The following is a 19936-nucleotide window of genomic DNA, read 5'->3' as shown; positions in this document are numbered from 1 at the left end:
CATTTTTGCATACTGTTTTTAATCTTAATGAAAAGCTTAAAAGATATTAGAAATTTAATGAAAGAAGATATTGAAAAAAATGATCGATTGATTGTCGATTCATTATCTTCTGAAGTCGTTCTTATCAATCAGATTAGTCAATATATTATTAATAGTGGTGGTAAAAGATTAAGGCCTCTTTTAGTTTTGTTGTTTGCAAAAGCTATGGGTTACCAAGGTCAAAAACATTATGCAGCAGCAGCAATAATAGAATTTATACATACAGCAACTTTATTACATGATGATGTGGTTGATGACTCTCAGTTAAGAAGGGGGCGTCAAACTGCAAATAATGTCTTTGGAAATGCAGCAAGTGTTTTAACAGGGGATTTCCTTTATTCAAGATCTTTCCAGATGATGGTTAAGCTAGATAATATGCATATTATGCAAATACTAGCTGATGCAACAAATAAAATATCTGAGGGAGAGGTTCTGCAGCTATTAAATGCTAGAAATATTAATTTAGATGAAGAAGGGTACACGAACGTAATTTACTGTAAAACAGCTAAGCTTTTTGAGGCGGCATGTGAATTAGCAGGTATTCTAGCTTTAGATAAAGAAGATTTTGTACAAAAAAGAAATCAGATTCAGCAGTACGGTGTATATTTAGGTAATGCTTTCCAAATAGCAGATGATGTTTTAGATTATATTTCAGATGCTGAAAGTTTAGGTAAGAATATTGGTGATGATTTAGATGAAGGTAAAATGACTTTACCAACTATTTATGCATTAGCTAATGTCTCAAAAGAAGAACAACAAGTTTTAAAGAATGCTATTGAAAATGGTGATTATAATATAGAAGAAATAGTTTCAATAGTTAAGCAAAGTGGAGCTATAGAGTATTCTTATAAAGTTGCTTGTGACTACGCAGAAAAAGCTAAGCAAGCAATTGATTTCTTGCCTGATACGGAATATAAAAGTGCAATGATTTTACTTTGTGATTTGGCTGTAAATAGAAAGGCTTAAAATGAATTTTTTTAGGTTAAGTTTTATAAGGTTTGTTGTAGCTTGTGTTTCTTTACTAGCGATTAGTTATTCAATTTATGATAGTGGTTTTAACATTTTCCAAGTATTTGCACAATTTACATATATAAGCAACATATCGGTCATTCTGGTTCTGTTTCTAGTTTGTTTTAAGTGTATTAGTGATAAATATATTTTGATGGTTTTACCACAAATAACTCTTACATATATTGTATTTGCATTACTTTTGTCTAAAGGTATAGTAAATGAAACACCTTATAGTTTAGTGGAGCATTATTTTTTACCAATATATCTTTTGTGTGATTATTTTCTTTTCGTAAAAGAAAGGGTGAAGATTTATAAAGTATTAATAGTATTGGTTACATACACTGTTATATATATGATTTATATGTATAGTTATGGGTATTTTTCAGGATATTATCCTTATTTCTTTATAGATTTGACAATTAATCCTTTGTGGAAGGTAGTAGCTAATAGCATAGCTATTATAATCTTAGTATATGTAATATTTTTTGTAATTGCTGCAGCTAAACAGGCACAAAATAAAATATATAAGAGATTTTCAGATAAAAGGAATACTATTTAAAAGATTTTAAATTTATTTCAAATGATAGTGCTTGATTTGAGCCAATTGTTGCAGGTGCTCTTTCTCCATAGGCTACATCAGGAGCACAGTAAAGTATAAATTTTGATCCTGTAGGTATTTTAGGAATAGCATCTTTCCAACATTCAATTAGGTTTTGAAGGGGGAATGTCATGTTTTTGTTAGAGTCAAAAGTGCTACCAACGAGTTTTCCTTCTTTAATATCATTTAATACAAGCTTATTTTTTTCATAAGATATAACTGGAGTGGTACCTTTGTAGTCTATGGTAACTTGACTGTTACTTTTAGGTTTTTTACCATCTCCTTGTTTAAGCATTTGATAATAAATTCCATCATCTACTTTGATGATATTATCTATTTTAGCTATTTGTTCCATGAACTCTGTAGAGTATTTAAGGTTTTCTTCAGCTAAGGAGACTTGTCCACTTCTAATTTTTTTCTTTAAGTCAGATAGGTTTTCTCTTATTTGAGATTTAGATAGTTTAGGAGGCGCATTATTTAGAGCATCACTATAGCCTTGTATTAGGCTGTCGTCATCAGTATCTAAACTTTGTCTAGCAATGCCAGTTCCTATGCTATAACCTAATGAATAGCTACTTTCCTTACTAGCTTGAGTGGTGTTGCTGTCAGCAGCGAAAGCAGAGGCTCCAAAAGATGATAAAATTAAAGTTAACAGTAGTTTGTTCGATATTTTCATAAGACTATCTCCTAATTTCTGTTGTAGAAATATTAAAAAAATCAAAAAGTTCTTTATCTAACATTTGTGATGGAGAAATATTAGATAATGCTTTAAATATAACATTTTTTCGATCAGGATTCTTTTCTTCCCATCTATTAAGCATATCTTTAATAAGAACTCTTTGTAAATTGTCTTGAGATCCACAAAGGTTGCATGGAATTATTGGGAAGTTTTTAAGCTTAGCATATTCTGATGTTTCTGTTTCAGAAACGAATGATAATGGTCGTATTACAATGTTTCTCTTATCATCACTAAGAAGCTTTGGAGGCATGGATTTAATAGAGCCATTATAAAATAAGTTTAAGAAGAATGTTTCTATAATATCATCACGATGGTGACCTAATGCAATTTTCGTTACATTATGTTCTTCTGCAAAGTCATATAGTATACCTCGACGCATTCTAGAACATAATCCACAAGTGGTTTTACCTTCTGGAATTACGCTTTTTACAACACTATATGTATCCCTTTCTATAATATGATATTCAACATTCTTCTGTTTTAGATAATTTGGTAAAACTTCTTCTGGGAAACCTGGCTGCTTTTGATCGAGGTTGACAGCAATAATATCAAACTTTATTGGAGCTTTTTGTTGTAATAGTAATAATATTTCTAATAAACAATATGAATCTTTGCCTCCTGATAGACAAACCATAATCTTGTCATTTTCTTCAATCATATTATATTGATTGATAGCTTGAGCAGTTTTTCTAATTATTTGTTTTTCTAACTTTTTTAAGTCTAGCTGATCGTTATTTATCATTTTCTAGTAAATAATCCTTTATTTCCTTTGGAAGCTTATGTAATCTGCCTGTCGTAGCATTATAACATGCTAGTTTTACGCGAGCTGCTGTTGCTATCTCATTAGAGCCAAAAATTTTTATTTCGTAGTTCAGCTCTATACTTGCAGCACCACATTTAATTACTGTTTGAGAAACTTCTAATTTGTTTGGATGAGTAAGAGGAATTTTATAGTTACAGCATTGTTCAGATATTACCAGTTGTATAGTATTTTTTTTTGCCCATTGTATTAATGCTGGAGTTTGATATACCCATGTAGTTCTTGCTTCTTCAAAATAATCAAAATATTTTCCATTATTTACATGCCCATACTTATCTGTATCTGACCATCTTATATTAGTTATTAATTTAAAACTGTTTTTGTTTGTCACTTGGTAGCCTTAACTAAAAAATATAAGAAAGGATTGGTTTTCTAGGAACTGGACAGTTCTTTAATTGTACTGAGTATTTACTAGCGACATCAGCTGTTTTCTTAGCATAGTTTAGTAGGAATGAATTATTTCTATGACTTCCTTTTTTATATCCACCTATCCCTTCATGATATGCTAAGTATAAATTATAAGCATCAGTTTTACTTATGCCTGTTTTATTGTGAACATTATTTAAATACCAGCCAATAAAATCAACAGAATCACTAAAACTACTTCTACTAACAAAAGATTGCTTAGTTTCTTTTTTATAGTGATCCCAAGTTCCATCTAAAGCTTGAGCATATCCATATGCTGATGATGCACGGCCAACAGGAATAAAGCCCATCCAATATTGCATAGGAGGTTTAGCACCTTCCCTAAAAGAAGATTCTTGTCTTATAAAAGCCATTTGTATATTTAATGGAACTCCCCACCTATTATAAGAATCAAGCATGTCATAATACCAATCAGGGTATTCATGAATGATTGAGCAAGCGTTATTTATATTTGAAGGAGGCTTTGATGCACAAGAGGATAAGGCTATTAAAGCACAAATAATAAAAGTAGTTTTAAGTAAATATTTTCTTTTAATCATAAGCATTATAAATTTCTATAAAAAACTTCTACAACTTTATCTTGGAATCTGCGAGCATTATTTCTATCAGAGGTTTTCAAATCATTTAATATAATAGTAAAGCTAATTCTATGATTTTTAGCAGTTAAAACATAACCAGATAAAGAAGAAACACCTTTTAAAGTTCCCGTTTTTGCATGTACTCTTCCAAGTAATTTACCACCCATTCTATAAGATATGGTTCCATTCATACCAGAAGCTGGTAGATAGTTATAGAATTTCTTGCCGACAGGACTATTAAATGTTTTAGTTAAAAAATTAACCATGAATAAAGGCGTAACATGATCTAAGTGTGATAAGCCTGACCCATCATACATTACTAAATCTGAGGTATCTAGGTTTAATTTTTTACGTAATATATCTTGTACTGAGCTAACACCAACTGCTGTGGATCCAATGCCTTTATATTTGTAACCAATAGTATTAAGTATGGTTTCAGCATATAAATTATCAGAATGTTTTAGAGTTTGATCAATAAAACCACCAATAGTGCTGGAATGTGTTTCTAACTGAATTGTGTAATCAGAAGGTATAGAGTTAGTAAGAGATACTTTATTATGTTTGATTCCATAAGAATTCATAAAATCATTAACAGTATCTAAAGTTTTTAGAGCTGGATTTTTAATAGCTAGCTTGAACATTTTCTCAGCTGTTCTAGATAAATAACCTTTAAGATATAAAACATTATTATCATCCATGAAAATCGAGATTGTTTTATTAGAGCTAGTGTATTGAGTAGTATTTTTTATATCGATATTTGAATCATTACTTAGGCCAATTACCCTAGTATTTAAACTATTTGGATTTTTAGCTAGTTTGATAACTAAACAGTTTCTATTTATGGTAAAGCTAGAAGCAGGAGCACCATAACAAAAAGTTTGGTCCTCTGCAGACCATCCTTCAGGTATATATGGTCCTGAGAATACACCTACAAGATAAACATCTCCAGTTATAGATTTAATTCCTTTTTCTGTTTTTATTCTCTTTATAAGGCTTGCTAGCTGTCCACCTGTTAAAGCAGGGTTTCCAGAGAATTTTATGTACATATCACCGTAAAGAATGCCATTTTTAACTTTGCTTGAAGGGTAATTTATAGTTGTATCAAATGTAAAGTCACTCGGAATTGCAAAAAGAGCTGCGGCCATAGTGAAAACTTTATTATTACTAGCTGGCTTCAATGGTCTATCTTGAGCATAGCTATATAAATTTTGACCATTCATAGTTCTTTGAGCAGCAAGACCTATTTTAGCATCTCCTAAATTATACTTTTTAACTAAATATTGAACTTCACTACGAGTAGAGGCAAAAGAAAAGCTAATGCTCAGAATAATAAGAAGAACGTATACAATAAGTTTGCTAAATTTATTCATTCAGAGCTATAAAGGTTTTAATGAGTCACATATCCGAAATAATAGCACTTCAAATACTATAAATATAGGCACTTTGTTATTTAATTTATGTGGAGTTTTCTTTTTAGTGGTTATATGTTACAATTGGGCTTCATAAAAATTTATATAGCAGTTTTAGCTGTTTTACAAAACTTTATAAAAGGCATTTAAGTGAGGTGAGAAAGCATGCCAAGCGTTAGAGTTAAAGAAAGAGAACCTTTTGATGTTGCTCTAAGAAGATTCAAAAGATCTTGTGAAAAAGCAGGAATTGTATCTGAACTTCGTCGCAGAGAATACTTTGAAAAGCCAACTTGGGCTCGTAAAAGAAAAAAAGCTGCAGCTGTGAAAAGAGATCATAAAAGCAATATAATTGCTGGAAGGTAATTTTTTATCTAATGTTTGGAGGGAGCTTTCCCTTCAAAATCACTTTTATTTAATTTGTATTATTTAGGAAATCAATATTTATATGTCAATTTTTAATCAATTAACTCAAGATATGAAAGAGTCTATGAAAGCTAAAGATAAAGATAGGCTTACAACAATACGAATGGCAATAGCTGCGATTAAGCAAAGACAAATTGATGAAAAAATTGAAATTACTGATGAGGTTGTTATTGCTGTTATTTCTAAAATGATCAAGCAAAGGCAGGATTCATATAGTCAATATATGCAAGCAGGTCGACAAGAGCTTGCTAATACTGAAAAAAAAGAGATTGAGATATTAGAAGAATATATGCCTAAACAACTTACTGATGATGAAGTAGTTATAATTATCCAAAAAGCAATTGAGTCGGTTGGAGCGTCATCTATAAAAGAGATGGGTAAAATTATGGCTTTAATAAAGAAAGAAATTGCAGGAAGAACAGATATGGGTAAAGTTAGCGCTATTGTAAAATCTAATCTTTCTTAATTAGTATTCTAAATTTATGGCAAAAAAAATATCAACTCAGTTTATAAAAGAGCTAATTTCTTCCGCAGACATAGTTGATGTTATATCTAGGTTTGTTAATCTAAAAAAATCTGGAAAAAGTTATAAAGGTTGCTGTCCCTTTCATAATGAAAAAACCCCTTCTTTTTTTGTTAATCCATCTAAAGGATTTTTTCATTGTTTTGGTTGTCAAGAATCTGGGGATGCTCTTACTTTTATTAAGAAAATAAATAATCTAGATTTTGTAGATGCTATTGAAAGTTTATCTAATATCGTAGGTAGATCTGTTGAGTATGAAAATTTTTCTGAAGAAGATCAGCAAAAAGAAAAGATTTATAATCAGTGTTTAAGCTTCTTAGATATTAGCTCAAAGTACTATCGTTGGAATTTGATGAACTCAAATACAAAGGAAAAGGCTATAAGTTATCTAAAGGCTAGAGGAATAGATGGCAAAATAGCGAATTTTTTTAATATTGGATATGCTACTGATGATTGGAATGGTATTTGTAATTTTGCAAATAAAGCTAATGTGACAACAGATATTGTTATTGAAACAGGTTTAGCAATTAGAAATGATAATGGTAAGGTTTATGATAGGTTTCGATCTAGAATAATGTTCCCTATAAGGAATATTCAAGGGCGAGTTATAGGCTATGGTGGAAGAGTTATCGATAATGAAGATGGTGTTAAGTATATAAATTCTCCTGAAAGTATAGTTTTCCAAAAGAGTTCAGTTTTATACGGCTTATATGAATATAGGCAAAAGAGGAAGGAAATTAGTTCTATTGGCTCAATTGTTGTGGTTGAAGGATATATGGATGTTGTAGGGTTGGCAAAGTATGGCTTTTATGAGGCTGTTGCTACTTTGGGAACGGCATTTTCTCCTCAGCATGCAAAAATTCTCTTTAGAGAAACAGCATCGGTGATTTTATGTTTTGATGGTGATGATGCGGGTAAAAGTGCGGCTATTAGAACAATTAAATTAATACTTCCAGTTTTAGATGCAAATAAGAAACTAAAAATTTTAGTATTACCAGATAATAAAGATCCTGATGATTATGTAAAAGAGTATGGACTAGAGAGCTTTAAAGAAAAGCTAGGGGATGCTCTTCATGTTGCTGATTTCTTAGTACAAACCTTCCTTGGTAATAGAGATCTTAAAAAAGCTGAAGATAAGTTAGAAGTTGCTGAAAGCATGAAAGAATTCTTCTCTGAGGTTGGTGCTAATATATATTCCGAAAGTATACTTGTAACTATTGCTGATAAATTAGGATTTTCAGCGGATCAGTTAAAGCAATTAATTAGTAAAAGAGAAAGAAAAGAGCATCATCAACTTAATGTTGTTAGAAAACAGAAGTTAACAAAGAATATAACTTTAGAGCAAAGAGTAATATCTGAACTTTTTACAAATCTAGATTTATTTAAAAAAATAGTAAATGAAAAAGAATTTGATATCTTACCTAACTCTGAGAACCTAGATATTCTAAGTAAATGCTTGAAAATTTTAAAAGATGACTTATATATAAATATAGAAGTAGTTGCTTTAATTCAGATGTTAACAGAAAGTTATTCTGAATATAGAGAATATTTTTTTGAGTTATTGGGTTTTGGTCTTGAGAACAGTAGTTTTAAAGATAATACGGAAGACTATGAAAAAGAAGTTGAAAACATGCTTAGAAGAATAGAAAAAAATAGTGTAAAAGGGCGATTAATTTATTTAAGACAGCAGCCTGTTTTAACAGAAGTTGAAAAAATGGAGTTAAAGTTCTTAATAAATAGATTAAGATAGTTGTAAAATATAGAATTTGTAAATTATATAAAAATATCTACTGGAGTATTTTGGATGACTAAAGAAGATTTGATATCGGATTTAAAAGATTTAATCATTGATGGTAAAGAAAGAGGCTATTTAACCCGAGCTGATATTTTAGATGCTTTGCCAGGTGATGTATCTGATGATCCTAAAGTATATGAAGAAATAGAAGCAATCTTAGTAGATGCTGGCATTGAAGTGTATGATAAAACTCCAGAAATACATGAAGAAGATGAGAGAAAAGTAAGTGAAGCTAATCTTGATGATTTAAGTGGTAAAACTTCTGATCCTATAAGAATGTATATGAGAGAAATGGGAGTCGTTGATCTTTTAACAAAAAAAGGTGAGACAGAGATCGCCGTTAGAATTGAAGAGGGAACTACAGAGGTTTTTAATACTATTCTTAAATATCCAATAGTTATCAAAACTTATTTAGAAAGATTTAGAGAGTTAGAAGAAAATGCTATAGAGTATATGAACTCTCAGGATATAGAAGACGAAGATGTTTGTAAGTATGTTAGATTTTCAGAGATAATGGCAGGATTCACAGATGATACGGATACTGAAGAGTCTACAGCAGAAGATGATCATGATGAAAAAATAGATACAAAAAGAGCATATGAATTTTTTACTAATTTAGAAGATAGTTTTAATGAATATGAGTCTAAAAAAAGTGGTAAAACTATTTATAATAAAATTCTTAAAGAGTTTGATAGTATTAGACTTTCAAGCTCACACTTACAAAAATTAGTTGATTATATAAGACTTCCATATTCAAAAGTAAAAGAGTATGAAAGAAAGATTCTAAGAATCTGTGTTGAAAGAGCAAAAATGCCAAGACAAGAGTTCTTAGATATGTATGTTATAGGTGATACAAACTGGTTAAAATCAGTTTCATCTAAATATAGATTTAATGACAATATGTTAAGAGAAATTGAAGTTTTAACAAAACAGATTAATCAGTTTCAAAAGCTTACTATGATGGATATTGAAGAGCTTAAAAATGTTAATATTCAAATTTCTAAAAGTGAAGCCAAGATTACACAAGCTAAAAAAGAAATGATCGAAGCTAACTTACGTCTTGTGGTTTCAGAGGCTAAGAAATATACAAATAGAGGACTTCATTTCTTAGATATTATCCAAGAGGGTAATATTGGTTTAATGAAAGCAGTTGATAAATTTGACTATAGAAAAGGGTTTAAATTTTCAACTTATGCGACATGGTGGATTAGACAAGCAATTACTCGTTCTATTGCTGATCAAGCTAGGACTATTCGTGTACCCGTTCATATGATAGAAACTATTAATAAAGTTAATAGGATTAAGAGACAGATTTTACAGGAAAAGGGTAGAGAAGCGACAGAAGAGGAAATAATTGAATATACTCCTAATATGACTAAGGATAAACTTAAAAAGATCCTTAATATTTCTCATACCCCTATTTCTATGGAAAACCCTATTGGCGATGATGAAGATTCTACAGTTGGAGATTTTATTGAAGATAAGAATAATTATTCACCAATAGAAGCAGCTAATTTAGAAAACCTAAGAGAAGCAATAAAAGAGCTTATAGAAACTGGACTTACAGAAAGAGAAGCTAAAGTTCTTATGATGAGATTTGGTATTGGTATGAATACAGATCACACTTTAGAGGAAGTTGGTAAGCAATTTAATGTAACTAGAGAAAGAATAAGACAGATTGAAGCAAAAGCTTTAAGAAAATTAAAGCACCCATCAAGATCTGCTTTCCTAAAAACTTTCTTATAATAAATTTAGAGGTTTATATTTTGAGACGTTTATCATTTTTAGATAGAGTTTTAGAAGAGATTGATACTTATGTGAAGCTTACTAAAGCTCCACTACATCCTTCTAAGGATTCTCCTTCGTTAGCTATAGCCGATGGAAATATGTCAGAAAGTGATAAAAAGCACTCAGCTGGGCTAATGAGAGTTGACTATACTGGTGAGGTGTGTGCTCAAGCTCTTTATCGTGGACAAGCTGTAGTTGCTAAATCAGAGCAAACTAAAGAACATCTATATCAAGCTGCTGAGGAAGAGTATAATCATTTAGCATGGTGTGACTCAAGATTAAATGAATTAGATTCTAAACCAAGTCTTTTAAATCCTTTTTGGTACTGGAGCTCTTTTGGTATAGGTGCTGTGGCTGGTAGTATTAGTGATAAACTAAGCTATGGATTTGTTATTGAAACAGAAAAACAGGTGATGAAGCATTTAGACTCTCATTTAAAATCTTTACCAGTAAATGATAATCGCTCTCGTGAAATCTTAAAACAAATGTATATAGATGAGGCGGAACATGCTGTAGAGGCTGAAAAAGCTGGTGGAGTTAATTTACCATTTCCTATAAAGATAGTTATGAAATTGCAGTCGAAAGTTATGACAACTTTGGCTTATAGATTCTAATTCTAAAAACTATTTAATTTTACAATTTTTAAACTGTTTATTATATAGGTCGGCGCGAGCTTTTACCTTAGAAGCAATAGACTCATTTTTACGAACTACTTCTTTATTTGCATAAGTTCCAGCTTTATAGCGTTTATATCCAGTTTGTCCAAGCATATAAGCCATATATAGATTATAGCTATCTGTCATATTTAACTTTAATCTTTTTGATAGATCAGACATATACCAACCTATAAACTGTACACTATCATTAAAGTTGTCTCTTTTAGCACTTGAGTTAACTTCATCTTGGAAAACTTTCCATGTTCCATCTATCGCTTGGGCATAACCGTAAGCAGACGATGATTTGCTTTTAGCTGTTCCAATAAATTTAGACTCTTGGTAAATTATGGCCATAGCAAATTGAGGTGGAAGATTATATTTAGTTTGAGCTTCTTTTAGAGATTTTGACCATTTGGGATTTTCTTTTAAGATATCACAAACATCAACTTCAGGATCTATAAGAGCTTGTTTTGAGCAACTTAAAATTAGAGTAGTTAGACACAGTACGAAACAAATTTTTAATAAGTTTGATATTCTCATCCTTACCTTATAAATGATTATATTTATAAATTAAGGTTAAGTTATTAAAAGTAAGATGTCTACAAAGTACACCAGATTAGTAATATTAATTAGATTTTTACTTAGTTAAAGAAGCTTTAGACGGTGGAGAGTCGGGATAAACTTCCTGGTAAAGTGATTTTGTTGGATCACCACCGTATGATTTTAATGTTTTCACAGTAATGCCTGACCAGATTTTATCTCCTTTAAGGTTACATGCATTTTTATCATCAGTACCAACAAGGAAGTTTTTACTTTTAATTACAGGGCATTGGCAAGTGGCTATGGTTTTTTCTTCTCCATTGACTTTAATTTTCTCAACTTGGCAACGAACACCATAACAGTTAGCCCATGGCTCAGGTGAATCATATTTACAAGCATTATTAGGAGTTTTAGTAAAATCACTTATATTTGCCATTGAATAATTTGACTGAACCGTTTGTAAGCTTCCATCTGAATTATATGTTGGACTTGCTGACACATAATTAGTAGGCGAGAAAGAAAAAGATTTCCAACCACTCTTATCATCAAATACTTCACATTGGCATTTAGCAGATCCGCCATCTTTAGCAAGCGTACAAGAACTCTTTGAACATAAAGCATAGGCCATATTTGTTATGCCATAAACATAAGGAATATCAATATTCTTCGTGTGATATGCATATTGTTTAGAATCCTTTCCAACATTTTGGGGCTCTGGTTTTTGTTCTGTAGAATTAGTACAAGCTGATAGCATGAATATAGCTATGATAAAAGCTAAAAATTTTCCTTTCATAACATTGATAATTAAGTTTGTATTATTAATTTATACTTTGAGAGGAGTAAGATAACAATAATTTTTACTGCAGAAATTATTAATAAATGCTATTTATTAAACTCATTACCAATAATATCTTTAATGACTATTCCTGCGATAGTTAGACCAAATATTGATGGCATATAACTAAGAGTCCCATTTGTAGCTCTAGCTCGGAATTCGGTATTCTCTGATTCTTTAGGAGGTAATGGTGCTATTCCTGGCTCAGTAGAGAATACGGTTGTAATTCCTTTTTTTACATTTAAACGCTTTAATCGACTTCTCATAGCTCTAGCAAGTCCACACTCATGAGTTTTATAAATATCTGCTATTTTGATTTTAGTGGGATCAGTTCTACCTCCAGCGCCCATGCTAGATATAGTTCTTATTCCAAGTTCGTGGGAGGTTTTCACTAAATTAACTTTAGCATTTAGAGTATCTATAGCATCAATAACATAGTCATATTTTTTTTCTGTAAGGATTTGATGAATATTCTCAGGATTTATAAATGTTTGTCTAGCATCAACATTACAATTAGGATTGATATCTAAAATTCGTTGTTTCATAACTTCAATTTTAGGTTTGCCTATGGTGCTATGTAAAGCTACTAGTTGTCTATTAATGTTAGATGGGTCAACAGTATCCATATCTATAATTGTTATATTACCAATTCCTGCACGAGCAATAGCTTCAGCAACAAAAGAGCCGACTCCTCCAACCCCAGCTAAGAAAATATGAGATTGTTCTAATTTTTGAATTCCAATTTCATTTACTAAAATAGATGTTCTTTCAGTGATTGCTTTTATCATGATGTTTTATAAATAAGCTTTATTTAGGTCATTAATATAATTATAGGTGAATAGGTTAGCATAAATTTCACCAGTTAAGTGATCAACTTTGTTGATATCAAGTTTTATAGGGAAACCGCCCATACTGTTTCTAATTATTTTATCATTATCAAATACATACCCATCTACGATAGCATTAGCATTTTTCATGAATTTATCGTAATTAAGCTTTGTCACTATAGAATCTTCTTTAAAGGTGAATAAATATGTAGGAGTTCTAGTTTCTGATCCAAAATCATCTATATTTGCATCTTGCATTGCTTGTAATAGTAATTGATTATCAAAAACTTTCTCGCTTATTAGGTCTAATATAGAGTTATTTCCTGTAGGGATGGCATAATGAGAAGCTGACTCTTGATTAGGGAATTTTTTATACATCGCACTACTGAAAATAGCACCTACAACTTTTTCATCCTCAACATGTTTTTGCAGAAAGACATTTCGCAGATTAAGATTTTCATATCCTATATTACAGTTATCTTGAGGCAGAGTTGAACACTTCATATCAAAGAAGCCTTTATCAAAGTCTTTAGCGTTTAATGAACTGTCTTCATTTCCATAATACAGATAGCTTACCAAAGTATTTGCAGCAAGAGCTGGTTTTAATAGAGTAGTTACTAGTTTGCTTTGTAGTTTATATTCATCAGAATCATTATTATCTTCTAGGAAATTAAGAGTGACATTACTAATATTATAAGCACCACTCATCCCAGCAACAGCTCTTAATCTATATAAATTATTAAGTGGGTTAACATAGTGATAACAACTATAAGATGACTGTAAGCATTTTGCTGTCCATATTGCATAACTAGCGCCCTCTGAGTATCCAGTAGCATGTAGATTTAATTTTTCATTATCACCTAATTTATATTTTTCTTTTATAGTTCCTGCAACATCATTTAATAAGTCAACGGCTGTATTTACAGATTGTTTAGGATATAAAACGTACGGATGAGGATTGGAATAATCATCTCCTTGACCAATATAATCTGGTGCGACTACTATATATCCTTGAGATGCGTATATAGAAGCATATATAGTATCAAACATAAAAGCATCTTTATTTTTAGGATCTAAGTTTGATGGAACTCCAGAATTATCAAAAACTGTTGGGTGATAATATAAAACCACGCCTTTAGGGGATTTGGTATCAGGAAGCATCAATAGTCCAGAAACCTTAGATGTTATTTTCCCAGTACTAGGAAATTCATTGTCTGTTGTGTAGGATATTTCATTGAGCTCAATTTCTTTAATATCTGAACTTCCAAAAGGAATCTTGTTTAGATCAATTCCTGTTAATTCTTTTAAATTATTTTTATTAGTTGAGCAGTCATCAGCATTAATAGCATCATTACATATAAAATCTTTAACATAGGCATTTTGAGCATCACTTACATTCCATGTGACTGATTTTGTAACTTCAGCATTTCCTATTGAAACTAAGGTTAGAATTGCAAGTAGGCTTCTTTTAATCATCAGCTTTTCCATGTTCTAAATCTATAGTGGATTTTAGCATTGTTTAATAAATTTTTCTATTAGACTAATGTTAGCAAAAGCTATGAATATATTAGTTTTTAAGAAGATATTTATTGATATCAGAAGAAGTTAGTTCTTGAGAAAAAGGTATTTTTTTTGATGAAACATCTAGAGAATCTATTTTATCTATTAACCCTGATTTAACTTCTATTGTGATATTGTGATCATTTTCAGAATAAGTTTTTGTGAATGGGAGAGTCTTACCATAAGTCCAGTCCCAACTTCTTAGGTTTTTTGCCTCATTTATTATTAGATCTCTATTATTTAAAGGAGTTCTTTCACCAATAAAGCTTATACTAGAGCTTTTGAAATAGGTTAAAAAAGCTCTTATTACATCATTCGGAGATAGATCTTCTTTGATTGTATTTAAATTTAACACTTTTGAGCGATGTGATTTAACTCCTTTAGCATCTAGAGTTTTATCAATGGGTTGATGTAAATATTTATATAGCTTGTTAGTGTTGGTTTTAATAAGTAAAGTTCCATGATGAAATGCTCTATCTCTTTTTTCCCTAAAGGCGCTACCAGAGACTTTATAGGTAAAATCTTGAAAGTCAGTCACAATGTCATTTCTACAATTTGGATAGATATCTATACCAATTTTTCTTATAACATTACATATTAATTCTAGGTTCTCTTTCACATTATGATCTTTTTTTGGGGATAAGATTGTATAGTTAAGATTACCCATATCATGAAAAACGGTCCCACCACCACTTTGGCGACGAATAACGGGAATGTTATCTTTCAGCATTGCTTTTAAGTAACATTCTTGCCAAGGGTTTTGTGCTCGACCAATAACAACACAAGGATTATTTTGCCAAAGAAACAAAATCTTATCAGATTCTAAAGCTTCTAAAAAAAGCCAATTTTCTAAGGCTAAATTAAAATAAGGATTATTACTTTGAGAAAGGTAAATTTTCATTAACTAAATAAAACAGATTATAATTTCTTTTGATAGTATAAGATTTTCTTTAAAAGTATAAAAATACTTTTTAAATATTTAAGTCAAAATAAGTATGAATATAAGTATAAATTTAAAAAAACCTTGTTTTAATGTTATAATCAGCCCTTTAGAAGCATATAAGAATTTATAAATAAATGATTTCTATAAATGAAACTTTAGAAATAATTAAAAGAGGTACTGATGAGGTACTTATTGAACAAGAGCTTATAGAAAAGCTAAAAAAGGGTAGACCATTAATAGTTAAGTTTGGTTGTGATCCAACAGCTCCAGATATTCATCTAGGTCATACAGTTGTGTTAAATAAATTGAAGCAACTTCAAGATTTAGGTCATGAAATCCATTTTTTAATAGGTGATTTTACTGCGCAAATAGGTGATCCAACTGGCAAAAATGCTACAAGACCAGCACTATCTGCACAAGATGTTGCAATTAATGCAGAAACTTATACTAAACAAGTTTTTAAAATTTTAGATAAAGAGAAAACGATTGTACGTAGAAATGGTGATTGGTTTAACCCTATGTCAGCGAGCGATATGATTAAGCTTGCTTCTAAACAGACTGTTGCAAGAATGCTTGAGAGAGATGATTTTTCTAAAAGATATAAGTCTGGACAGTCAATTTCTATTCATGAGTTTTTATATCCATTAGTACAAGGATATGATTCAGTTGCGATGAATGCAGACATTGAGCTTGGTGGTACAGATCAGAAGTTTAACCTTCTAATGGGTAGAGAACTTCAAAAGCAAGCAGGTCAAGAGTCGCAAATAATTATTACTATGCCATTACTTGAAGGTTTAGATGGTGTTAAGAAAATGTCTAAATCTAGTCAAAATTATATTGGTATAGAAGAGCCGCCAACAGAGATCTTTGGAAAAGTAATGTCAATATCTGATAATCTTATGTGGAGATATTATGAATTACTTAGCTTTAAATCATTAGAAGATATTCAGTGTTTAAAAGAGAGTGTTGATTCTGGGGCTAATCCTAGAGATATAAAGATTGAATTAGCAAAAGAGCTAATTGAAAGGTTTCACTCTGCTGAAGAAGCTGAAAAAGCATATGAAGATTTTGTACAAAGATTTCAGAAAAACCAAATTCCTGATAATATAGATATTATAGAATTAGAAATTTCTGAGGAACTACCTATTTCAAACCTGCTAAAAGAGGCTGGTTTAGTTGCAAGTACATCTGAGGCTAATCGTATGATAAATCAAGGTGCTGTAAAAATAGATGGTGAAAAAATTTCTGATAGTAAACTTCTTTTTGGTAGGGAAACTAATAATGTTTTCCAAGTTGGGAAAAGAAAGTTCGCAAGGATTATTTTAAAATAATAAAGGAGAGTTAAATGGATAAGTTCTTATCGATATTTGTAGCGGTTTTAATTATCACTTCGATAGTTACTATTTTTATAGAGTTATTTCCAATAGCTTTAAAAGTTTGTATTATTTCTTTGATTATAAGTGGAATTATTTATATTGCACTTAAGCTTATAGAAAAATTTAGCGATTAATTTTACTGTCTTTTAAAGTCTATTATCTCTCTTCTTTGCTTTTTATTAGGCTTTTCAGAAAAGTGTGTGTTAGCAAGTTTTCTTAATTCTGCTTCCTTTTCTCTTTTTATAATACTTTCGCTAGTTTCTTTATAGAGTTTTTGAGCTTCAGCAGCGGATTTTCTAGTTTCATCTAAGGCTAGGACTTCTATTGTTTTTTTAATAAATGACTGTTGAATATCAGACATATCACCAACATTAACTAGTTTGCTAACTTTAGTCTTTTGACCTTGGAAATGAACCTTTCCACCTTCTATTGCTTTCTTAGCTAGTTGGCGAGTTTTATAAAATCTAGCAGCCCATAACCATTTATCTAAGCGAACACTCATAAGAAATATTATTTGTTATAATCTTTTTGTTGTAGTAATGAAATATAAGTGGCAATGAAAACAGCGATCATTATGAATGTGCCTGCATAGTTATCAAGTAGCCCTTTATCATTAGCTATACCAAATATATAAACTAGAGTCATATAAGCAAAAATACTCCATGAAGAAAAAAGTGCGAGTTTTGCTTTGTGTAGATTGAATCCATAGAAATTAAATACATAAATTATAAAAAACAATATATGCAGTATTAGTCCCCATAATAATGCTTTTTCACCAGCTTGAACTAATAAGTAACTTAGTATTATAAACATGAAAAAGCTTAATATAGAGCCTGCAGGCATTTTAAATAGTCTTTTATCTTGATCTTGTTTTGTTAATCGTAGTTTTGCAAAAGCAACTGGTATAGCTACACAAGAAATTAATTGGAAGACAGTTACAACTATCATTATATCTTGCCAGTTTTTGAAGAATATAGGGATAGAGCAGGCAATTACTAAAGACAGAATTAAAGATCTTCTTGATAGGTTAAAGTTAGGGTTTACTTTAGAGAAGAACTTTGGCATTTGGTTATCAATAGCCATTCCATTAAGCATCCTTGTCCCTGAGCCAAGATATAAAATACCTGCTCCAGAAGGACTAACTGCAGCATCAGCATACAATATCATTGCCCAGACGTTGATATTAAGTAGGATAAGTAGTTGAGCTAAAGGAGATGTGAAATCTAGATTTTGCCAGCCTTTACTAATCATTTCTGATGGTAAAGCGCCAATAAAAGCAGCTTGGAGTAATAAATATATAACTAAGCTTATTACAACAGATAGAACTAAAGCTATAGGAATATTTTTTTGAGGATTCTTTATCTCACTTCCAAATGTAGCAACCATTCCAAAACCATAGAATGCATAAAAGATACCACAAACTACGACAGCTCCAACTACTTTATCATAACCCATAGGCGCAAATCCATATTTGGTAAAATTGTCTGGATTGAATGATGTCCAAATAAGTATGGCAGCAGTTAAAATTGGAATTACTATTTTGAAAAAAGTTATAATATTGTTAACTTTTGCGAGAGCTCGAATTCCCCAAAAATTAACTAATCCATATAGTACCATCAAGATGAACATTGCTGTCAATCCAAATATAGTTAGTTCATTATTAAAATAGAATACGTGTTCGATGTTTGGGAAAGTGGCACTTAAGTATTGGACTGTTGCAGAAGCTTCAGATGGTATAATTATTATCAAGCCTAACCAGTTGGAGATTGCTATTACAAAGCCAAAATCTCTATTATTATGGCTAATAGTTAATAGCCTTGCAAAAAGAGCTGTTTCTTTATAAATAGTAGCAATCTCTGCAAGAAGTAGTGCAAGTATGAGAGCTAGTGAAGCGCCTATTATCCACGATAAAAAGGCTGAGGGTCCAGCATATTTTGCTGCATAGTATGCTGCAAATAGCCATCCACTGCCTATCATGCATCCAAGTCCAATTCCAACAGCAGTAAAAAGGCTAGGTTGTTTCTTTGAGTTTGATAATTCTATAGCCATAAAAATCCCACTTTATAGTAGCTTCATAATTTTAAAAATAGCATAATAGCAATTCTATAGCTAATTATTCACAATCACTAAAGCTAAATTTAGTATCTATATAAGAGACTATCTAACTTTAAACTATCTAGCTACTTTGGTATTCTAACTTATTGATATAATCTAATGATTTTAAATTAAAATATGCAAAAAGAATTGAATCTTCATAAGTTAAAAACTTCTCTTAATGATAATAACAATGCGATATATTTTTTAGAGGATATTTGTCTAAATGAGTTTGTAGGAAAAAAATTAAGTATAAAATTTTTAGAAGAAATAAACTGTGTAGCATGTGGGACTAAAACAAATAAAAGTTATTCTCAGGGATATTGCTTTATGTGTATGAGAAAACTACCAGAGTGTGATATTTGTATAGTTAAACCAGAGCTTTGTCATTATGCTCAAGGAACTTGTAGAGACTCTAAGTGGGGAGAGGATCATTGCATGAAAACACATATAGTTTATTTATCAAATACTGGTGATGTAAAGGTAGGTATTACTCGGCTTAAAAATATTCCTTCAAGATGGATAGATCAGGGTGCTACTCAGGCACTACCAATTTATGCTGTTCAAAATAGACTGATTTCTGGACTAATGGAAATGGCATTAAAAACTCATATAGCAGATAAAACCAATTGGAGAAAAATGCTACAGGGTGATTCTGAATCTATCGATTTGGAAGCTATTAGAGATGATCTTATAACTAAATCTCAAGCAGAGATTAATAATATTAAAGATAAATATGGAGATAATGCCTTAGAGCCTGTTGAGGGTAATTTAGTAAATATAGTTTATCCAGTATTAGAGTTTCCCACAAAAATAAAGTCCTTTAATTTACATAAAGACTCTATAGTTCAAGGTAAGCTTGAAGGAATAAAAGGCCAGTACCTAATTTTTGATACCGGAGTTATTAATATCCGTAAGTTTAGTGGCTATAAATGCTTAATAGAAGCTTAAGCAAG

The 19936-nt window shown here is 30.8% G+C and carries 22 protein-coding genes; 10 read left to right on the top strand and 12 right to left on the bottom strand.

What is annotated here, in order from left to right; genetic code table 11:
- Window positions 1-27 precede the first annotated feature (27 nt).
- Together KX01_RS08320 and KX01_RS08315 are read left to right on the top strand one after the other, a co-directional pair.
- Window positions 28-1005: a polyprenyl synthetase family protein gene (locus KX01_RS08320; protein ID WP_071664544.1), complete on the top strand. Its 978-nt coding sequence runs from the start codon at window positions 28-30 to the stop codon at window positions 1003-1005.
- 1 nt (window position 1006) lies between these two features.
- Window positions 1007-1609, top strand: coding sequence for a Pr6Pr family membrane protein (locus KX01_RS08315; protein ID WP_071664543.1), 603 nt, complete (start codon window positions 1007-1009; stop codon window positions 1607-1609).
- Here the strand turns inward: KX01_RS08315 and KX01_RS08310 are convergent.
- From KX01_RS08310 to dacB, 5 genes are read right to left on the bottom strand one after another with little or no spacing between them, the layout of a single operon-like run.
- A complete protein-coding gene (locus KX01_RS08310; RefSeq protein WP_071664542.1) occupies window positions 1602-2324 on the bottom strand; it encodes an FKBP-type peptidyl-prolyl cis-trans isomerase N-terminal domain-containing protein in 723 nt (240 codons plus the stop codon). The genes KX01_RS08315 and KX01_RS08310 overlap by 8 nt on opposite strands.
- Window positions 2325-2328: 4 nt before the next feature.
- A complete protein-coding gene (gene ttcA / locus KX01_RS08305; RefSeq protein WP_071664541.1) occupies window positions 2329-3129 on the bottom strand; it encodes a tRNA 2-thiocytidine(32) synthetase TtcA in 801 nt (266 codons plus the stop codon).
- A complete protein-coding gene (locus tag KX01_RS08300) occupies window positions 3119-3538 on the bottom strand; it encodes an acyl-CoA thioesterase (protein ID WP_071664540.1) in 420 nt (139 codons plus the stop codon). The genes ttcA and KX01_RS08300 overlap by 11 nt, the downstream gene beginning before the upstream one ends.
- A 13-nt stretch (window positions 3539-3551) precedes the next feature.
- A complete protein-coding gene (locus tag KX01_RS08295; RefSeq protein ID WP_071664790.1) occupies window positions 3552-4172 on the bottom strand; it encodes a transglycosylase SLT domain-containing protein in 621 nt (206 codons plus the stop codon).
- A gap of 5 nt (window positions 4173-4177) precedes the next feature.
- Complete coding sequence (dacB, locus tag KX01_RS08290; RefSeq protein ID WP_071664539.1) at window positions 4178-5581, bottom strand: D-alanyl-D-alanine carboxypeptidase/D-alanyl-D-alanine endopeptidase; 1404 nt, start codon at window positions 5579-5581, stop codon at window positions 4178-4180.
- A gap of 204 nt (window positions 5582-5785) precedes the next feature.
- Here dacB and rpsU point away from each other — a divergent pair, with 204 nt between their 5' ends.
- The 5 genes from rpsU (at window position 5786) to coq7 (ending at window position 10763) form a co-directional block, all read left to right on the top strand.
- Entirely contained in the window at window positions 5786-5983 is a 198-nt protein-coding gene (gene rpsU / locus KX01_RS08285) for a 30S ribosomal protein S21 (RefSeq protein ID WP_071664538.1), read from the top strand.
- An 82-nt stretch (window positions 5984-6065) separates the two neighbouring features.
- Window positions 6066-6509 carry a GatB/YqeY domain-containing protein gene (locus tag KX01_RS08280; RefSeq protein ID WP_071664537.1) on the top strand — a complete coding sequence of 148 codons (444 nt, stop codon included), beginning with the start codon at window positions 6066-6068 and terminating at the stop codon, window positions 6507-6509.
- A 16-nt stretch (window positions 6510-6525) separates the two neighbouring features.
- The gene (dnaG, locus tag KX01_RS08275) at window positions 6526-8316 is read left to right on the top strand and encodes a DNA primase (protein ID WP_071664536.1); all 1791 of its coding nucleotides are present in this window, start codon (window positions 6526-6528) and stop codon (window positions 8314-8316) included.
- Between the two features lie 54 nt (window positions 8317-8370).
- Window positions 8371-10107, top strand: a complete 1737-nt coding sequence (gene rpoD, locus KX01_RS08270) for an RNA polymerase sigma factor RpoD (RefSeq protein ID WP_071664535.1) — start codon at window positions 8371-8373, stop codon at window positions 10105-10107.
- A gap of 20 nt (window positions 10108-10127) precedes the next feature.
- Window positions 10128-10763, top strand: coding sequence for a 2-polyprenyl-3-methyl-6-methoxy-1,4-benzoquinone monooxygenase (gene coq7 / locus KX01_RS08265; RefSeq protein WP_071664534.1), 636 nt, complete (start codon window positions 10128-10130; stop codon window positions 10761-10763).
- Between the two features lie 9 nt (window positions 10764-10772).
- On the opposite strand, the gene KX01_RS08260 is transcribed toward coq7, so the two are convergent.
- The 5 genes from KX01_RS08260 to KX01_RS08240 form a co-directional block, all read right to left on the bottom strand.
- Window positions 10773-11345, bottom strand: coding sequence for a transglycosylase SLT domain-containing protein (locus KX01_RS08260; protein WP_071664533.1), 573 nt, complete (start codon window positions 11343-11345; stop codon window positions 10773-10775).
- Window positions 11346-11442: 97 nt separating this feature from the next.
- Complete coding sequence (locus KX01_RS08255) at window positions 11443-12138, bottom strand: hypothetical protein (RefSeq protein ID WP_071664532.1); 696 nt, start codon at window positions 12136-12138, stop codon at window positions 11443-11445.
- An 89-nt stretch (window positions 12139-12227) separates the two neighbouring features.
- A complete protein-coding gene (locus KX01_RS08250; RefSeq protein ID WP_071664531.1) occupies window positions 12228-12968 on the bottom strand; it encodes a tRNA threonylcarbamoyladenosine dehydratase in 741 nt (246 codons plus the stop codon).
- Window positions 12969-12974: 6 nt separating this feature from the next.
- Window positions 12975-14480 carry an alpha/beta hydrolase family protein gene (locus KX01_RS08245; protein WP_071664789.1) on the bottom strand — a complete coding sequence of 502 codons (1506 nt, stop codon included), beginning with the start codon at window positions 14478-14480 and terminating at the stop codon, window positions 12975-12977.
- Between the two features lie 94 nt (window positions 14481-14574).
- Window positions 14575-15468 carry a lipoate--protein ligase family protein gene (locus KX01_RS08240; RefSeq protein ID WP_071664530.1) on the bottom strand — a complete coding sequence of 298 codons (894 nt, stop codon included), beginning with the start codon at window positions 15466-15468 and terminating at the stop codon, window positions 14575-14577.
- Between the two features lie 176 nt (window positions 15469-15644).
- On the opposite strand from KX01_RS08240, the gene tyrS reads away from it, so the two are divergent.
- Together tyrS and KX01_RS09530 are read left to right on the top strand one after the other, a co-directional pair.
- Complete coding sequence (gene tyrS, locus KX01_RS08235; RefSeq protein WP_071664529.1) at window positions 15645-16841, top strand: tyrosine--tRNA ligase; 1197 nt, start codon at window positions 15645-15647, stop codon at window positions 16839-16841.
- Window positions 16842-16855: 14 nt separating this feature from the next.
- The gene (locus tag KX01_RS09530) at window positions 16856-17020 is read left to right on the top strand and encodes a hypothetical protein (protein WP_162852834.1); all 165 of its coding nucleotides are present in this window, start codon (window positions 16856-16858) and stop codon (window positions 17018-17020) included.
- Between the two features lie 2 nt (window positions 17021-17022).
- Here KX01_RS09530 and KX01_RS08230 read toward each other — a convergent pair whose 3' ends face one another.
- The gene (locus tag KX01_RS08230) at window positions 17023-17388 is read right to left on the bottom strand and encodes an RNA-binding S4 domain-containing protein (protein ID WP_071664528.1); all 366 of its coding nucleotides are present in this window, start codon (window positions 17386-17388) and stop codon (window positions 17023-17025) included.
- Between the two features lie 8 nt (window positions 17389-17396).
- A complete protein-coding gene (locus tag KX01_RS08225; protein WP_071664527.1) occupies window positions 17397-18935 on the bottom strand; it encodes an APC family permease in 1539 nt (512 codons plus the stop codon).
- Between the two features lie 183 nt (window positions 18936-19118).
- Between KX01_RS08225 and KX01_RS08220 the strand changes: the two genes are divergently transcribed.
- The gene (locus KX01_RS08220) at window positions 19119-19931 is read left to right on the top strand and encodes a DUF2797 domain-containing protein (RefSeq protein ID WP_071664526.1); all 813 of its coding nucleotides are present in this window, start codon (window positions 19119-19121) and stop codon (window positions 19929-19931) included.
- Window positions 19932-19936 lie beyond the last annotated feature (5 nt).

The sequence above is a fragment of the Francisella frigiditurris genome (genome assembly GCF_001880225.1).
GTDB lineage: Bacteria > Pseudomonadota > Gammaproteobacteria > Francisellales > Francisellaceae > Francisella > Francisella frigiditurris.
This window is presented reverse-complemented; position numbering and strand designations above follow the sequence as displayed.

Bases quoted from the DNA above. Each gene is read 5' to 3' on its own strand.
- KX01_RS08320 (WP_071664544.1), top strand. From the start codon at position 28: ATGAAAAGCTTAAAAGATATTAGAAATTTAATGAAAGAAGATATTGAA.
- KX01_RS08315 (WP_071664543.1), top strand. From the start codon at position 1,007: ATGAATTTTTTTAGGTTAAGTTTTATAAGGTTTGTTGTAGCTTGTGTT.
- KX01_RS08310 (WP_071664542.1), bottom strand. From the start codon at position 2,324: ATGAAAATATCGAACAAACTACTGTTAACTTTAATTTTATCATCTTTT.
- ttcA (WP_071664541.1), bottom strand. From the start codon at position 3,129: ATGATAAATAACGATCAGCTAGACTTAAAAAAGTTAGAAAAACAAATA.
- KX01_RS08295 (WP_071664790.1), bottom strand. From the start codon at position 4,172: ATGATTAAAAGAAAATATTTACTTAAAACTACTTTTATTATTTGTGCT.
- dacB (WP_071664539.1), bottom strand. From the start codon at position 5,581: ATGAATAAATTTAGCAAACTTATTGTATACGTTCTTCTTATTATTCTG.
- rpsU (WP_071664538.1), top strand. From the start codon at position 5,786: ATGCCAAGCGTTAGAGTTAAAGAAAGAGAACCTTTTGATGTTGCTCTA.
- KX01_RS08280 (WP_071664537.1), top strand. From the start codon at position 6,066: ATGTCAATTTTTAATCAATTAACTCAAGATATGAAAGAGTCTATGAAA.
- dnaG (WP_071664536.1), top strand. From the start codon at position 6,526: ATGGCAAAAAAAATATCAACTCAGTTTATAAAAGAGCTAATTTCTTCC.
- rpoD (WP_071664535.1), top strand. From the start codon at position 8,371: ATGACTAAAGAAGATTTGATATCGGATTTAAAAGATTTAATCATTGAT.
- KX01_RS08260 (WP_071664533.1), bottom strand. From the start codon at position 11,345: ATGAGAATATCAAACTTATTAAAAATTTGTTTCGTACTGTGTCTAACT.
- KX01_RS08255 (WP_071664532.1), bottom strand. From the start codon at position 12,138: ATGAAAGGAAAATTTTTAGCTTTTATCATAGCTATATTCATGCTATCA.
- KX01_RS08250 (WP_071664531.1), bottom strand. From the start codon at position 12,968: ATGATAAAAGCAATCACTGAAAGAACATCTATTTTAGTAAATGAAATT.
- KX01_RS08240 (WP_071664530.1), bottom strand. From the start codon at position 15,468: ATGAAAATTTACCTTTCTCAAAGTAATAATCCTTATTTTAATTTAGCC.
- tyrS (WP_071664529.1), top strand. From the start codon at position 15,645: ATGATTTCTATAAATGAAACTTTAGAAATAATTAAAAGAGGTACTGAT.
- KX01_RS09530 (WP_162852834.1), top strand. From the start codon at position 16,856: ATGGATAAGTTCTTATCGATATTTGTAGCGGTTTTAATTATCACTTCG.
- KX01_RS08230 (WP_071664528.1), bottom strand. From the start codon at position 17,388: ATGAGTGTTCGCTTAGATAAATGGTTATGGGCTGCTAGATTTTATAAA.
- KX01_RS08225 (WP_071664527.1), bottom strand. From the start codon at position 18,935: ATGGCTATAGAATTATCAAACTCAAAGAAACAACCTAGCCTTTTTACT.
- KX01_RS08220 (WP_071664526.1), top strand. From the start codon at position 19,119: ATGCAAAAAGAATTGAATCTTCATAAGTTAAAAACTTCTCTTAATGAT.